Annotated in this window: 16 protein-coding genes; 10 read left to right on the forward strand and 6 right to left on the reverse strand. The window is 63.7% G+C overall.

What is annotated here, in order from left to right; all coding sequences use genetic code 11:
* Genes QP803_RS17800 through QP803_RS17820 form a run of 5 tightly spaced genes read left to right on the forward strand, consistent with a single transcriptional unit; the run spans position 1 to position 4744 of the window.
* The gene (locus QP803_RS17800) at positions 1 to 1353 is read left to right on the forward strand and encodes an FAD-binding oxidoreductase (protein ID WP_284944817.1); all 1353 of its coding nucleotides are present in this window, start codon (positions 1 to 3) and stop codon (positions 1351 to 1353) included.
* Positions 1350 to 2084: an SDR family oxidoreductase gene (locus QP803_RS17805; RefSeq protein ID WP_284944818.1), complete on the forward strand. Its 735-nt coding sequence runs from the start codon at positions 1350 to 1352 to the stop codon at positions 2082 to 2084. Before QP803_RS17800 ends, QP803_RS17805 begins: the two co-directional genes overlap by 4 nt.
* Positions 2081 to 3019 (forward strand): NAD-dependent epimerase/dehydratase family protein, encoded by a 939-nt coding sequence (locus QP803_RS17810; protein WP_284944819.1) that lies wholly within the window; start codon positions 2081 to 2083, stop codon positions 3017 to 3019. Before QP803_RS17805 ends, QP803_RS17810 begins: the two co-directional genes overlap by 4 nt.
* 2 nt (positions 3020 to 3021) lie before the next feature.
* On the forward strand, positions 3022 to 4299 hold the full coding sequence (locus QP803_RS17815; RefSeq protein ID WP_284944820.1) for an NAD(P)/FAD-dependent oxidoreductase: 1278 nt from the start codon (positions 3022 to 3024) through the stop codon (positions 4297 to 4299).
* The gene (locus QP803_RS17820) at positions 4289 to 4744 is read left to right on the forward strand and encodes a GtrA family protein (protein WP_284944822.1); all 456 of its coding nucleotides are present in this window, start codon (positions 4289 to 4291) and stop codon (positions 4742 to 4744) included. Before QP803_RS17815 ends, QP803_RS17820 begins: the two co-directional genes overlap by 11 nt.
* On the opposite strand, the gene QP803_RS17825 is transcribed toward QP803_RS17820, so the two are convergent.
* Positions 4741 to 6129, reverse strand: coding sequence for a polyhydroxyalkanoate depolymerase (locus QP803_RS17825; protein ID WP_350356102.1), 1389 nt, complete (start codon positions 6127 to 6129; stop codon positions 4741 to 4743). The two genes, QP803_RS17820 and QP803_RS17825, sit on opposite strands and share 4 nt — an antisense overlap.
* Here QP803_RS17825 and QP803_RS17830 point away from each other — a divergent pair.
* Positions 6107 to 6763 carry a glutathione S-transferase gene (locus tag QP803_RS17830; protein ID WP_284944823.1) on the forward strand — a complete coding sequence of 219 codons (657 nt, stop codon included), beginning with the start codon at positions 6107 to 6109 and terminating at the stop codon, positions 6761 to 6763. The two genes, QP803_RS17825 and QP803_RS17830, sit on opposite strands and share 23 nt — an antisense overlap.
* Before the next feature lie 49 nt (positions 6764 to 6812).
* Here the strand turns inward: QP803_RS17830 and hrcA are convergent, their stop codons facing one another.
* Complete coding sequence (gene hrcA, locus QP803_RS17835) at positions 6813 to 7892, reverse strand: heat-inducible transcriptional repressor HrcA (RefSeq protein ID WP_284944824.1); 1080 nt, start codon at positions 7890 to 7892, stop codon at positions 6813 to 6815.
* 106 nt (positions 7893 to 7998) lie between these two features.
* Positions 7999 to 8691, reverse strand: coding sequence for an O-methyltransferase (locus tag QP803_RS17840; RefSeq protein ID WP_284947950.1), 693 nt, complete (start codon positions 8689 to 8691; stop codon positions 7999 to 8001).
* A gap of 148 nt (positions 8692 to 8839) precedes the next feature.
* On the opposite strand from QP803_RS17840, the gene QP803_RS17845 reads away from it, so the two are divergent.
* Positions 8840 to 9391, forward strand: coding sequence for a helix-turn-helix domain-containing protein (locus QP803_RS17845; protein ID WP_284944825.1), 552 nt, complete (start codon positions 8840 to 8842; stop codon positions 9389 to 9391).
* Between the two features lie 4 nt (positions 9392 to 9395).
* Here the strand turns inward: QP803_RS17845 and QP803_RS17850 are convergent, their stop codons facing one another.
* Together QP803_RS17850 and QP803_RS17855 are read right to left on the reverse strand one after the other, a co-directional pair.
* Entirely contained in the window at positions 9396 to 9902 is a 507-nt protein-coding gene (locus tag QP803_RS17850; protein ID WP_284944826.1) for a hypothetical protein, read from the reverse strand.
* 3 nt (positions 9903 to 9905) lie between these two features.
* The gene (locus QP803_RS17855) at positions 9906 to 11087 is read right to left on the reverse strand and encodes a hypothetical protein (protein ID WP_284944827.1); all 1182 of its coding nucleotides are present in this window, start codon (positions 11085 to 11087) and stop codon (positions 9906 to 9908) included.
* 151 nt (positions 11088 to 11238) lie between these two features.
* Here QP803_RS17855 and QP803_RS17860 point away from each other — a divergent pair, with 151 nt between their 5' ends.
* The gene (locus tag QP803_RS17860; RefSeq protein WP_284944828.1) at positions 11239 to 12183 is read left to right on the forward strand and encodes a DMT family transporter; all 945 of its coding nucleotides are present in this window, start codon (positions 11239 to 11241) and stop codon (positions 12181 to 12183) included.
* A 36-nt stretch (positions 12184 to 12219) separates the two neighbouring features.
* Positions 12220 to 13290 (forward strand): calcium:cation antiporter, encoded by a 1071-nt coding sequence (locus QP803_RS17865; RefSeq protein ID WP_284944829.1) that lies wholly within the window; start codon positions 12220 to 12222, stop codon positions 13288 to 13290.
* Between the two features lie 83 nt (positions 13291 to 13373).
* On the opposite strand, the gene QP803_RS17870 is transcribed toward QP803_RS17865, so the two are convergent.
* A complete protein-coding gene (locus tag QP803_RS17870; RefSeq protein ID WP_284944831.1) occupies positions 13374 to 14168 on the reverse strand; it encodes an SDR family NAD(P)-dependent oxidoreductase in 795 nt (264 codons plus the stop codon).
* A gap of 101 nt (positions 14169 to 14269) precedes the next feature.
* Here QP803_RS17870 and QP803_RS17875 point away from each other — a divergent pair, with 101 nt between their 5' ends.
* Positions 14270 to 15160, forward strand: a complete 891-nt coding sequence (locus QP803_RS17875) for a LysR family transcriptional regulator (protein ID WP_284944832.1) — start codon at positions 14270 to 14272, stop codon at positions 15158 to 15160.
* Positions 15161 to 15190 lie beyond the last annotated feature (30 nt).

Raw genomic sequence — 15190 nt, forward strand, 5'->3', positions numbered from 1 at the left:
GTGGTGCGGTCGGATTACCTCTCCTGGGGCCGCGTTCTTCGACCGCGCCAAACCGTGACGCGTCCGGCCTTCATGGGTGACGTCGCGGCGATCCTGCGCGGGTCGCGGACGAGCGTGCTGCCCTTTGGCATGGGGCGGTCCTACGGCGATTCCTGTCTGAACGCCGACGCCGCCCTGATCGACGTTCGGGCGCTGAACCGGTTGATCGCCTTCGATCGCGAGACGGGCGTGCTGGAGGTCGAGGCCGGGGTCACCCTGGCGGAGATCCTGCAATACCTCACCGCTGTGTCGGAACCCGAACGCAGCTGGTTCCCGGCCGTATCGCCGGGCACCAAGTTCGTGACCGTCGGCGGCGCCATCGCCAATGATGTTCATGGCAAGAACCATCACTCGGCGGGATGCTTCGGCAATCACGTACTGTCGTTGCGCCTGCTGCGGTCGGACGGCACCACGCATCTCTGCTCCCCGAGCCAGGAGACGGCGCTGTTCGCCGCCACCATCGGCGGCCTCGGCCTGACCGGGGTGATCCTGTCCGCCGTGCTCCAGATGAAATCCGTCCCCTCCCTGTGGCTGGAGGTGGAGGATATCCGCTTCGAGGATCTCGCGGCCTTCGACCGGCTCAACGCGGAATCGGCCGACTGGGAATACACGGTCGCCTGGACCGATTGCCTGGCGCGTGGACCGCAGCTTGGGCGCGGCATCTTCACCCGCGCGCGACATGCCGGGCGCCTCGGCCCGCCGCCGCCGGCGATGCTCCGATTCCGCCGCAGCATGCCGATCGACCTGCCCGGCTTCGCCCTCAACGCGGCCTCCGTCACGGCCTTCAACGCGCTGTATTGGCGCCGCGCGCCCGTGACGCCGACCCGCCGCGTATCCTCCTATGAGCCCGTGTTTTATCCACTGGACGCGATCGGGCAGTGGAATCGCATCTATGGCGCGCGCGGCTTTCACCAATATCAATGCGTCGTGCCCACAGTGACGGCACCTGAGGCGATTCCGGCGCTTCTGAACGCCATCGCGGCCGCGCGACAAGGCTCGTTCCTCGCCGTGTTGAAAACCCTCGGCAGCCGACCATCTCCCGGCATGCTGTCCTTCCCGATGGCCGGCACGACCCTGGCGCTCGACTTTCCCAACCGAGGTGCTGCCACCTACGATCTTCTCAACCGGCTGGACGCGATCACGGCGGCGGCCGGCGGGCGCATCTATCCGGCCAAGGATGGTCGCGTCTCGGCCGGCGACTTCCAACGGGGCTTTCAAAACTGGCGCGATTTCGCGCGCCATGTGGACCCGCACTTCTCCTCCTCCTTCTGGCGCCGTGTCACCGCGCCTTTCGAAAGCAGCAGCAATTCATGAGACGCGTGGTGATCTTCGGCGCAACCTCCGCCATTGCGCAGGCAACGGCCCGGCTGTTCGCGGCGGAAGGGGCCCGGATCTTCCTGGTCGCCCGCAACGCCGAGCGGCTGGAAGCGGTCGCGGCCGACTTGCGCCTGCGCGGCGCCGCCGAAGTTCACACCACGGTCGCCGATCTCACGGATATGGCCGACCATGCCCGGCTGGTGGAACAGGCCCGAGCGACGCTCGATGGCATTGAATCTGTGCTGATCGCGCATGGCACGCTGGGTGATCAGGCGGAAAGCGAGCGCGACCCCACCGCCCTGCTGCGGGAAATGACCACGAACTTCCTCAGCCCGGCCTCCCTGCTCCAGGCTTTGGCGCCGGTCATGGCGCATGGCACGATCGCGGTCATCGGGTCCGTCGCAGGCGACCGTGGGCGGCAGAGCAATTACGTCTATGGCGCCGCCAAGGGCGGGTTGCGGGTCTTCACGCAAGGGGTTCGGCACCGTCTGGCCAGTCGCGGCGTCGACGTGGTGCTGGTGCAGCCGGGCTTCGTGGATACGCCGATGACGGCGGCGGTCGCCAAAGGCGGCCCGCTCTGGGCCAAGCCGGAGCGTGTGGCCCGTGACATCCATCGGGCGATGGCGCGCGGCGGCCCGGCCATCCTCTACACGCCCTGGTTCTGGCGCTGGATCATGCTGATCATCCGCCTGGTGCCGGACGCCATTTTCCGCAAGACCAAGCTGTGACACCGTCCGATCGCATCATCCTGTTCGGCGCCGCCGGGCTGGTGGGGCAGAATCTGGTGGTGCTGCTGAAGCAGGAGGGGTTCACCAACCTCGTCTGCATCGACAAGCACCCCGCCAATACGGCGATGCTGCGGCGGCTTCATCCCGAACTTGAGGTGATCGAGGCCGATATGGCGCAGCCCGGCGTGTGGGAAGATGCCTGCGCCGGCGCCCAGGCCGCCGTCATGCTGCAGGCCCAGATCGGCGGCGACGTGGAAGATGCCTTCAGGGCCAATAACATCACCGCCACCGGCCTTGCCTTGGCGGCGCTGCGGCGTGCCGCCGTGCCCTATCTGGTCCATATCAGCTCCTCCGTCGTCAACTCTGCGGCGCAGGATTGGTACACGGAAACCAAGGCCGCGCAGGAGGGGATGGTGGTGGCCGACGGCATCGCCCATTGCGTGCTTCGACCGACCCTCATGTTCGGTGCTTTCGACCGCAAACATCTCGGCTGGCTGTCGCGTTTCATGCAACGGATGCCGGTCTTCCCGATCCCCGGCGATGGCCGCTATCTGCGTCAGCCGCTCTATGCGCGGGATTTCTGCCGGATCATCCTGGCCTGCCTGCGCCAGCAGAAAATCGGCGCCTATAACATCACCGGCCGCGAGCGGATCACCTATGTGGACATCATCCGCGCCATCAAACGCGCCACCGGCGCGCGCGCGCGCATCGTCCATATCCCCTATTGGTCCTTCTGGTGCCTGCTGAAACTCTATGGCCTGGTCAAGCCGGATGCGCCCTTCACCACCAAGCAGCTCCAAGCCCTCGCGACGCCGGATGAGTTCGAACTGATCCCTTGGTGGGACATCTTCGGCACCGTGCCGACGCCCTTCGCGGAGGCGGTGAATGAGACCTTCGGACCGAACGCCTATGCCGCCGTCGTGCTGGAGTTCTGAGCATGAGCGATGTCGCGGTCATCGGCGCCGGCGCCATGGGCCTGGCCGCCGCCTATCACCTTCTTCGCGCCGGGCATCGCGTCGAGGTTTTCGAGGCTGATGACCGCGCGGGTGGCATGGCGGCACATTTCGACCTCGACGGCCTGAGCATCGAGCGGTTTTACCATTTCATCTGCAAGGCTGATCAGCCGACCTTCGACCTGATGGCCGAGCTGGGCATCGCCGACGCGCTGCGCTGGCGCCCGACATCGATGGGCTATTTCTTTGAGGGGAGCCTTCATCCCTGGGGCGACCCGATTTCCCTGCTGCGGTTTCCGCATCTCGATCTGCTGTCCAAGATTCGCTACGGCCTGCATATGTTCACCAGCACCAAGCGGCGGGATTGGTCCAAGCTGGATCGCCTGCATGCCGATGACTGGGTGCGCGCCTGGGGCGGCGAGCGCGTCTGGACAGTGCTGTGGGAAAAGCTGTTCACCCTCAAATTCTTCGAGGAATCTCATGACGTCTCGGCCGCCTGGCTGTGGACACGGATCAAGCGGGTCGGCACGTCCCGATCGTCGATCTTCCAGGAAGAACTGGGCTATATCGAGGGCGGATCCGAGACGCTCATTCATTGCTTGGTTGAGCGGATCAAGGCGATGGGTGGGCGCATTCACCTCTCGACACCCGTGCAGCAGGTCGCGACCGCAAACGGCGCCGTCACTGGCCTGATGGTCGCGGGGGCGCTGCATCCCTTCAAGGCCGTCATCAGCACGGCGCCCTTGATCCTGCTGCCCCGCTTGGTGCCGGACCTGCCTGAGGACGTGAAGGCGCAGTATGCGGCCCTGCGCAATATCGGCGTCGCCTGCGTCGTCCATAAGCTGCGCCGCGCCGTCGGCCGGGATTTTTGGGTCAATACCAACGATCCCCGCATTGTCGTGCCGGGCCTGGTCGAGTTTTCCAACCTCCGGCCGCTTGGACAGGATCACGTCGTCTATGCGCCCTATTATATGCCGATCACCAACCCGAAATGGGATTGGAGCGATGAGGCGCTGATCGCGGAATCCTTCGGCTATCTCAAGCTGATCAACCCGGCGATCACCGATGCCGACCGCATTGCCTCATCGGTCGCGCGCTTGCGCCACGCCCAGCCCGTCTGCCCGCCCGGCTTCACCTTGCCGGCGGTCGAGACGGCGATCCGGGGGCTTCAGGTGGCCGATACCTCGACCTATTATCCCGAGGACCGAGGGATTTCGGAAAGCGTACGCGTGGCCAAGGAAATGGCGGCGCGTGTTGTCTAACCAGACGGCCACGCCGCTTCACAGGCGGTTATGGTCCCATCGCTTTGGCCGCTTCCTGGTCGTGGGCGGCGTCGCCGCCATCGTCAATATCAGCAGCCGCGTCGGCTTCAGCACCGTGATGTCCTTCGGCTGGGCGATCCTCGCCGCCTATCTCTGTGGCATGACGGTGGCCTGGCTGCTGTCACGGTTGTTGGTCTTCGAACCCTCGGGCGCACATTGGACTCGCGAATACAGCCGTTTCGCATTGGTCAATGTGGTCGCGGCCCTCCAGGTGTGGCTGATCGCGGAAGCGCTGGTGCGCTGGGTCTTTCCGGCGGTCGGCTTTCACCTGCACCCCGAATTCGTGGCGCATGTGGTGGGCGTGATCGCGCCGGTCTTCACGAGCTACCTGGGCCACAAGCATTTCAGCTTCGCCACGGCCGCCGGCGATCGGTCGCCGCCCTAATTGCTCATTTCGATAACGGCGCGCACCTGCGGATAAATTTCGCGCACCCAATGACTGCCGCTGAACACGCCGTAATGCCCGACGCCGGTCTGCAAATGGTGCCGCTTCATCGTCGTCGGCAGACCGGTGCAGAGATCGAGCGCCGACATGGTCTGGCCGATGCCGCAGATATCGTCACGCTCGCCCTCCACCGTCAGCACCATGGTGCGGTTGATCGTCCCCGGATCGACGCGCTCACCGCGATGGGTCAAGCGACCCATCGGCAGGTCGTGATCCTGAAAAATGCGCTGCACGGTTTCAAGGAAGAATTCCGCCGGCAGATCCATGACCGACAGATACTCGTCATAGAACCGCCGATGCAGATCGGCCTTTGCCACGTCACCGCCAATGATGTTGCTGCACTGCGACAGCTGGGCGCGCATGTGGCGATCGAAGTTCATCGCCACGAAGGCGCTGAGTTGCATGAAGCCCGGATAGACGCGGCGGTTGGCGCCCCCGAATTGCCAGGGCACCACGCCGATGAGGTTCTCCTCGAACCAGGTGATCGGCTTTTCCTGGGCGAGCACGTTCACCTTTGTTTCGGAGACGCGGGTGTCGATCGGTCCCGCCATCAGCGTCATGCTGCGGGGCGTCGCGATATTCCCTTCCCGCGCCATCACTGACACGGCCGCCAGCACCGGCACCGCGGGCTGGCACACGGCCAGCACATGGCCGCCCGGGCCGATCGCCTCCAGATTGCGGATCACGTGATCGGTGTAATCCTCGAAGCCGAAAACACCCGCGCTGAGGGGCACGTCCCGCGCGTTCTTCCAATCCGTGATGTAGACGTCATGGTCGGTCAGCAGCGTCTGCACGGTGCTGCGCAGCAGGGTCGCGAAATGCCCTGACATCGGCGCCACCACCAGCAGCTTCGGCTGACGAATGGCGCCCTCCTTGCGGAAATGCAGCAGGGAACAGAAGGGCGTCTCAAACGCCACCTCCTCAGTAATCGCCACAGCCTGGTTGCCGATCATCACGGGCTTGAGGCCGAAGGGCGGCCGGGTATGCGACACCTGGGTGCGCCAGGCCATTTCCATGCCCGCCGCCGCTTCCCGCAGGAACAGGCTATAGGGCGAGGCGAGCGGCATCTGTTGGAGCAGCGTATCGGCAAAGCGCGCCATGCGCCGATACGGCGCCAACATCGTCTGCTGCGCCTGATACAGTTGATACATCATCGGCGTTCCGGCCGCAGCCAGCATGTCCGAACCCGGAAGCCCGGCAATCGGCCGCGCCATTTGATAGGCGACCGATTCCCCGTTCTTCTCATGCGGTCCGATCTGATAGGCTGACGCTCCATCCGTTTTCGGGGACAGGGCGCCGTTCATGGCCGAGGCCACACTTCTCATCAGCAGCAAGAATTATTCCTCCTGGTGTCTCAGGGGATGGTTGATCACGCGCTTGTCGGGCTTGCCCTTCAAGGCGGAATCCCTGTCCCCGGACGATCCGGCCGCACGGGCCGAACTGCTTCTACGGTCATCATCGACCTTGGTGCCGAGCCTCATCCATGACGGGATCTCCATATGGGATACCCTTGCCATAGCGGAATACCTCAATGAGCTACGGCCCGAGGCCGGCATGCTGCCGACGGATCGGCATGCGCGGGCGCGATGCCGGTCCATCAGCGGCGAGATGCACTCGGGCTTCGCGGCGCTGCGGTCGTCCCTACCGATGAACCTGCATGCCCACCGCCCCGGCTTCGCCATCTGGTCGGCGGCGCGCGCCGATATCGACCGTATCCTGGAGATTTGGGAGGACTGCCTGGCGACCTGGAACGGGCCCTTCCTCTTTGGGGAAAGGCTCTCGGTCGCGGACGCCATGTATGCCCCGGTCGTCACCCGCTTCCTAACCTATGATGTCGCGGTCAGCGGGCGCGCAGCCGACTACTGCCAGCGGATCATGGCATGGCCCGATATGGCGGAGTGGGTCGCGAGTGCGAGGGAAGAGCCGCAAGAGATCACCGAGCTTGAGGTCGAGTTTTGATCCTCGGTGACCGTAACATGAAATGTTGCGCTGCGGTAGCGTCACACGCCTAACTCAAAAGGCGACCCACGACGCGGGCGGTGTAGTCCACAACGGGAATGACCCGCCCGTAATTGATGCGCGTGGGCCCGATGACGCCGATGGCGCCCACGATGCGGTTCTTGGCATTGCGGGCCGGCGCCACGATCATCGACACGCCGGCGGTGCCGAACAACCCGCTTTCCGCGCCGATGAAGATGCGCACACCATCCGAGGTTTCGGCCAGCTCCAGCAGGCGCAGCATCGTTTCCTGCGCTTCCAGCCGCTCGAACAGCGTCTGGATCGAGGCGAGCTTGTCGATCTGGGTGACATCGGCGAGCAGCCGGCCTTGGCCACGCACGATCAGATTGCCGCCACGGCCCTCGCCGCCCCAGGTCGCGAGGCCCGCTTCGATGATGCTGGCGGCCAGTTCATCAAGCGTATCGCGGTCGCGCGCGATTTCATCGCCCATCTGGAGGCGAAATTCGGCCAGCGTCCGGCCTTGGAGCCGGGCATTGAGGAAGTTGCTCGCCTCCTGCAAGGCCGAGGGCGGCACGCCGATAGGAATGTCGATGACCCGATTCTCGACCTGCCCCTCGGACGACACCAGCACGACCAGCGCCCGGCCGGAGGTGAGGGGCACGAATTCGATATGCTTAATGGCGCCCTCAGCCTTCGGCGCCAGCACGAGGCCGGCGGCGGCGGACAGGCCCGAAAGCAGGGTCGAGGCCTCGGCCAAGGTGTCCTGAAGGCTGCGGCCATGAGCGAGCAGCGCGACGTCGATCGCTTCGCGCTCATCCTCTCCCAATTCGCCGAACTGGAGCAGGCCGTCCACGAACAGCCGCAGGCCGCGATCGGTCGGCAGGCGGCCGGCCGAGGTATGCGGCGCATAGAGCAGTCCGGCCTCGGTGAGGTCGGCCATAACATTGCGGATGGTGGCGGGCGACAAGGTGAGCGGCAGGCGGCGGGACAGCGTGCGGCTACCGACGGGGCCGCCGGTCTCGACATATTGCTCGACGATTTCGCGAAGCACGGCGGCGGACCGGATGTCCAAACCCGGCGGCAGCGTCGCCGGCGGGAAAGGAAGAAGGGTACGGCCGTTTTTGTCCATGGATACTCCAGAGGCAAACTACGGGCCGACGGGCTTCAGGGTCAATCGATGCGTCTGATGGTTACGTCTCGGTTTGAATTCCCCGGCGCCTCGCTGCAGCTTGGCCTCACGCAACCTTCACAGTGAATTCGTTGCCGCGGCCTTCCTCGAGCAGACTTTGGGATAGGTAGCCATTCGTAGGATTGCGGATATAGGCCAGATAGTCAGGGTCGAAGGCATTCTCGCCAAAGATCACTGCGCCGGGCGTGAACCGGGGTTCGATCAGCTTGAGCACGGGCAGGTATAGCGAGAAGGCGCCGTCGATCAGCAGCAGATCGACGTTGCCGCCGACATCCCTGAGTGTTTCCCGCGCATCCCCCTCGCGGATGTCAACCAGATCGTCGAGGCCCGCCGCGGCGAGGTTCGCGAGGGCCCGTGTCACCTTCGACGGCTCGAACTCGGAGCCGATGAGATGCCCGCCGCCATTGTCGCGCAATGCCGCGGCGAGATAGATCGTCGACACCCCCATCGACGTGCCGAACTCCACGATGCGGGTCGCTTGGCAAGCGCGCGCCATGGCGTAGAGCAAGCGGCCAAAGGCTGGCGAAACGGCGAGGAAGTTGTCGGCATAGCGGCGGTAGGTGCCGCGATAGTCTGCGCGTTCTTCGGCGAGCATATCCGTCACGACCTGTTCGATCGACCTGCCAGAGGTCGCCATGGCCTCGATCATCGCTTCGTGGTGCGCGCGATCGGACGCGTCGGCTTCGTGATGAAGCTTGTCCAGAAGCTGGCTGACCCGCTCGCTGCTCAATGTCGTCATGCTGTGCCCTTTGCGATCATCGACGCCAGGGCGGCGTCGACGGGTGCGTCGCAATGGGATACCTGCATGACGCGGTGGCGTCATTTCGGAATTTGGACAGAATGTTATTCGATCTCGCCACGAGTCTCTCTGTTAGTGACGGCAGATCGTGCCGATCCTGAGCAGCGCTTCCGACGGGTCCGATGTCGGCGCGCACCTGCCCGCGATCTGCTGCGCCGTATCCGTGACGCCACTGCTGCGTGAACTCCTCACACGCGCCGCGCACCTGCCCTATTTTTACGATGAAGGCGGCGTGAATACGCGGCTGGTGGCGGTGCTGCTGGACGAACTTGCGATGGCTCAAGTCGAGGACCTCCATCTGCCGATGCCAACGGATACCCGCCTTCGCAGAGTCCTTGACGAGATGATGGCCTCACCCGCAGATCGCGGTACCTTGGAAAGCTGGGCGAAACGGGCCCGCATGAGTGCGCGGACCTTTGGGCGCCTGATCGACCAGGAAACCGGCATGAGCTTCGGCCGCTGGCGGCAACAACTGGGTGTCATGCTTGCCGTGAAGTGGCTGGCGGGCGGTGCCACGATCCAGCAGGTTGCTGCCGACCTCGGCTATGAGAGCGTGCCCAGTTTCGTGACGATGTTTCGTAAGGTGCTTGGCACCTCGCCCGGTCGCTACATGGCAGAACGACATTCCGGGCGCGTATGAGGCTTCAATCAAGGAGACCGGGTGTGTCGCGGATGACGACCTGAATCGCGTCTATCAGTGCCACGAGATCGGCGGCGATGGCCTCCAAGCGGCCCGGTTCATCGTCATAATATGGACGGGGATATGGCGATCCGGACTCCACGATGCCAGGGCGCTGTCGGGCGGCCTTATTGCACAAAGAGTGCAAGGTGCTGCCGGCACTGCGGATGCCGTCCGCGCCCTCAAACATCACCTCCAAGACCTGGCCGGTCTGGATATGCACGACGCCGAACCAGGTCCAGTCGCCTATCGTCTGATGCCCAAACTGTACAACCTGGAACTTCGGAATCGCTTTTGCACTGGCTCCTGCCGCCACCAAGGCGCTGGCGAGCGTCTTCGCTTTGAGCCTGCCCGCTCCGTATGGCGTCTTCGGACCATACCGAAGACAGACTGCGCGGAACTGCGACAGAACCCCGGCCTCGGCCAGCGCGAGGGAAAGACGGTCGGTGAGATCTGGATCGTATGTTGCCACGGCTCAATATTCTTTGCCGTTGATGTCGCGGAAGGTGATGTTCAACGACTTCGCCTTGTTAATAATCTCCTGCGGTACGGGCAATCTCTGCACCGGAATCTCCAGAAACAATCGGCCCTTGATGGGTGTATTGCGCAACTCGAGAGGAGTCGAAGGCACATCTGCAAAAATGCGGCCGGGACGGTATTTCTCATGGGCTTCATTGAGGTATCTGATGACCGTCGCCGGGGTCACATCCGCGATCTGGGTGAGTTTACGCGAAACGGGCCCGGCCGCACGCAGCTCAGTCGCAATCTCCAGATAGGAGTCAAGCCTGACACGCCCGGATGCGCTGGTCGGGCTGACGACGTAGATTTGGTCGAAGTCGTAAATTCCGATCTGGTCTTTGTCGAAGGCATTGCCCGCAGCCCACCGCGCCCTGAAGTCCGGGCGGGGCGCGCGCAGAACGGCAGGCGGCACCAGGGTGGCAGGTTCAGCCCAGATCTGCTCAAGCGCGCCGAACAGCCGGCCGAACGGATAGCCGCTTTCAGCGACCTGCTTCAGCCTGACGGTTCCGGCCGCCATCCCGGCGCGGGCAAGGACGGCAAGTCTCCCCTGGGCAGCCTCCGCGCGGGCCAGCACCCGCGAACCGGCCGCCTCCGTCGTCGCCATCCGGGCGGGGTTCAGGCCCTCCTCGGCCCCCGCCACCAGTGCCATGAGATTGAGGTCGCGCTGGAGCTGGCCGGCTTCCGTCTCATCCAGCACACCAGCATGTCGCAGCCCCTGCGTACCGCCAACAATGCTGGCCGAGATCCCGTAGCTCGCAAGATCGAACAACCACGCAGCGCCGTCCACCGCGCCATACACCAGTCTGTCGGCGTCGCCGACCAAATCCGGGCGGTTCATCCCGAGCCAATCGCGCTGCGCTGGCGACCAGAATCCACTTGTGGGGATCGGCCCGAGTTGCTCGCGGATCGTGTCCAGGATCGAGTCACGCCGTGGCGGTGGCGCTCGAAACGAAGGATCGGGATAGGCCAGGCGTTGCCGGCCTGAAGGATCGCGAACACGGATGGCCGTCGGCAAGTCGCCACCGGCTCGCGCCGGGGGCGCGAGCACATACCCGGGCGGCAACCAGCTATCGGGCGGAAGTTCCAGCATCAATTGGCCGACGAAACCGGCATTGGGTGGCGGCAGGGTATCTGCCATGATGGTTTCTCTCGACGATTGACCGCTCATCAAGTGCAGTCTTGCAAGACGCGAACTATCGTCAGTCGATGACAATAAAACGGTCTGGCTGGCATCGGCACACGCGAACTCTTGCGTTACATTCTTACGCTAAACTGGGGCGTTACTGCGCATGGTCCGAGCCGAAAACGGATTTGCGGGCCTCATCCGCCTCGTGGGTCGCGCCCTTCCCGGTTCGCCCTCTGCCCGAGGCCTGATCGTCGTCCTGTTCTCCTACTTCTTCTTCGCGCTGCATGACGCCATGGTGAAGGTGCTGGTCGCGCGATACGACGCGCCGGAGATCCTGTTCATCCGCAGCCTGACCGTCGTCGTGCTGTGCCTGACGCTCGGTGGACGCGGCGTCGTGACGCGGGGGCTGTTCTCCCCCGTGCGCGGCAAGCTGTTGACCCGCGCGGTGCTGACCCTCATCGCCTGGCTGCTGTATTACTCCTCGGCCCGCTACCTCGAACTGCCGCAGCTCATCACGATCTACTTCGCGAGCCCGCTCATCATCGCGGTGATGGCCGGGCCCATGCTGGGCGAGAAAGTGACGGCCATCCGTTGGGTGGCGCTCGCCATCGGCTTCGTCGGTGTCCTGCTCGCGGCACGCCCACATGGCGCGAGCCACATCCTGCCCGTGCTCTGCGTCGGCGCAGCGGCCGTCATCTGGGCCTATGCGATGATCCTGATGCGCCAAATCGCCTCCGAACTGCGTGGCTTCGACCAGGTCTTCGTCATCGCCGTGCTGTTCCTGATCACCTGCGGCGCAAGCCTACCCTTCCTTTGGAAGACACCGAGCCTGCCCGCTTTGCTGCTGATGCTCAGCCTCGGCATCATGTCCACCATCGCCCAATTGCTGCTGATCGAAGGCGTGAAACTCGCCCAGGCGAGCGTCATCGCGCCGATGGAATTCAGCGGCCTGCTGTGGAGCTTCGTTTTCGGCTATCTGATCTTCGGCGATATTCCCAATGCCGATATCTTTCTCGGCGCCGGCTTCATCCTGCTCAGCGGCGGGATGGTGGTGATCAGCGAAATTCGCCAGGGCCGCCGCAACCGGTTGCTCCGGCAATCGCCGTGACGCCGTAACCGCTTATCCAAGGATCGGATTCCTCTCGTGACACGCCTTCCTCGCTGGGCCTGGATTCTGCCGATCCTGGCATGGCTTTTTCTGATCGCGTCCAAACTCGTGCCGATCGGGCTGCCGATGCTGGTCGGCTGCACCCTGGTTCTTGCCGGCGTCGTCTTCGCGGCGGTTCATCATGCCGAGGTTGTCGCCCATCGCGTGGGGGAGCCGTTCGGCACACTCGTGCTGGCCATCGCCGTGACGGTGATCGAAGTAGCGCTGGTGATATCGGTCATGCTGTCGGCCGGTCCTGAAAAGGCGGCGGTTGCGCGCGACACGGTCTTTTCCGCCGTCATGATCGTCTGCACCGGCGTTGTGGGCCTGTGCCTGCTCGCCGGCGCGAGCCGGCATCGTGAGCAGGAGTTTCGCGTCCAGGGTGCCAACGGCGCTCTCGCCGTGCTCGCCGCCCTCTCGGTCCTGACCTTGATCCTGCCCAATTACACGAGCAGCACGCCCGGCCCGACCTATACGCCGGCGCAACTCGCCTTCGTCGGCGTGGTGTCGCTCGTGCTCTATTGCGTCTTCGTCTTCGTGCAGACCGTGCGGCACAGGGAGTATTTTCTCACCCCCACCGGCGACAGCGCGGCGCCGGGTGCGCGGCCGTCCGTGAACCAAATGCGTCTCTCCTTCGGCCTTTTGCTGGTGTCGCTGGTCGCCGTCGTCGGTCTGGCAAAGGCGCTGTCGCCGGCGGTGGAAGCGGGCATCGACTCCTCCGGCGCACCAAAGACGCTGGTCGGTGTCGTGATCGCGGCCCTGGTGCTGCTGCCGGAAGGCACGGCGGCCTTTCGCGCGGCCCGATTGAATCGGCTGCAAACCAGCCTCAACCTCGCCCTCGGCTCCGCCATCGCAAGCATCGGATTGACTATCCCGGCCGTGGTCGCGGTCGCGCTCATCTTCAGCCTGCCGCTGACTTTGGGGATCGCCCCGAAGGAGATGGTGCTGCTCGCCTTGACCCTGCTGCTCAGCGTGCTGACGCTGGCGACCGGGCGAACATCGATCCTGCAAGGCGCGATCCACCTCACGGTCTTCGCGGTATTTTTGTTTCTCGCAGTGGTGCCTTAGTCCGCTTTTCTTGTCGTCTACCCCCGGACGAACCGATATTTGGCCCTTCCAGGGGTCAGGTTGAACGAGTGGGAAGCGGGCGCCTATGCAATCGTCCGAACGACACCACCGTCGACACGCAAGGACGTGCCTGTTGTTCCGGACGCCTGCTCCGAACAGACATAGACGACCATGTTTGCGACTTCTTCGGTTGTCGCGAAGCGATTAAGGAGCGATGTCGGGCGCATCGTTTTGATGAACTGCTGCTCGGCTTCCTCTTGCGTAATGCCTTGCGCCTCTGCAGCCGCCTTCATCCAACCGCCCATGATCTCCGAATCGGTCGGACCTGGGAGGACGGAATTGACGGTGACGCCCGTTCCGCCAACCTCCTCGGCCAAGCCCCTCGCAATGGCGAGCTGAGCGGTCTTGGTCATGGCGTAATCGATCATGTCCTTGGGGATTGCGAGCGCGGACTCGCTACTGATGAAGACGACACGCCCCCATCCGCGCTTGGTCATGTTCGGCACATAGTGGCGAGAAGCGCGGATGCCGCTCATGACGTTCAGCTCGAAGAGGTCGATCCACTCGCTGTCGCCAATTTCGAAGAAGGGCTTCGCGCGCCCCGTGCCGACATTGTTGACGAGAATGTCCGCATCCGGCGCCCGCGCGAACAACTCCGCCGCGCCTTCCGGCGTCGCAAGATCGGCGGTGACGCCGCTGAACTCACCTTTTGGGAAAAGCGCGCGCAACGCGAGAAGCGTTGCGGCGACCCTGTCCTCGCGGCGGCCGTTGATCACGACCGCAGCGCCGGCGCGCGCCAACCCTTCTGCAATGGCTCGGCCGATACCTGCCGTGGACCCCGTAACGACCGCCTGGCGGCCAGTAAGATCGATATTCATGACACCCTTCCTTCAACTTCGTTGCGATCTGTAGGTGGGCCATGTCGGAACTAATGAGAATGACCTAAGCTGCCCTAACATTAAGTCTCGGGAAGAATAGGATGGATCGATTCACCGAATTGAACGCCTTCATAGCCGTGGTCGAAGCAGGCGGATTTTCTGCCGCGGCGCGCACAACCGGGGACTCGCAATCCGCCATGAGTAAAGCCATCGGCGCATTGGAAAAACGCCTGGGCGTGATGCTGTTCAACAGAAGCACACGCCGGGTGACTCTGACGGATCAGGGGCGGAGATACTATGATCGGACAAAGCCACTGATTGACGAAATGCAAGACGCTGATAGCGAACTGACCAGCAGCACATTGACTGTTTCGGGTTTAATCAGGATCGCCGCAGCGGCTACTTTTGGGCGCCTTCATGTTTTGCCGCTTATCCCCACCCTATTGTCGCGTCATCCCGGCCTCCAGGTGGATCTCGTTCTCTCGGACATCGTCCGAGATATGGTGGAGGATCGGATTGACCTGGCGATCCGCGTGGGGCCTGTCACTGAACCCGACGCGGTTGTCAGGCGTGTTGCGATCACCCCGCTCGTCTGCGTCGGATCTCGCCGTTATTTCGAGCGCCACGGACTCCCAAAGGCCCCTGGGGAACTCGCGGAGCACAATTGCCTTTTGTATGGCGGCTTAACAGAGGCGGCGAATTGGCCGTTCGTGGGGCGAGACGGTCGCTTCAGCGTACAGGTACGGGGGAACCTCTTGTCTAACAGTGTCGAAACGATCCGGGCTGCGGTTCTGGCGGATGTTGGAATTGGCCTGTTCGCCAAGGTCTCCCTTGCTGATGAACTCCGCGGTCCCGACGTCATTCCTATCCTCGAAGACTTTATGAGCGATGTCAGAGATATAAATCTCGTCTGGCCGAAACGCCGTTTCGTTCCGGCCCGCGTCCGCCAAGTCACCGATTTCTTTGCGGAGGCGATTCCGCGGCGAACTTAGCCAGCTCGCGGAAGACGCTGCGCTTTTCCA

It is taken from the genome of Acidisoma sp. PAMC 29798 (genome assembly GCF_030252425.1).
GTDB lineage: Bacteria > Pseudomonadota > Alphaproteobacteria > Acetobacterales > Acetobacteraceae > Acidisoma > Acidisoma cladoniae.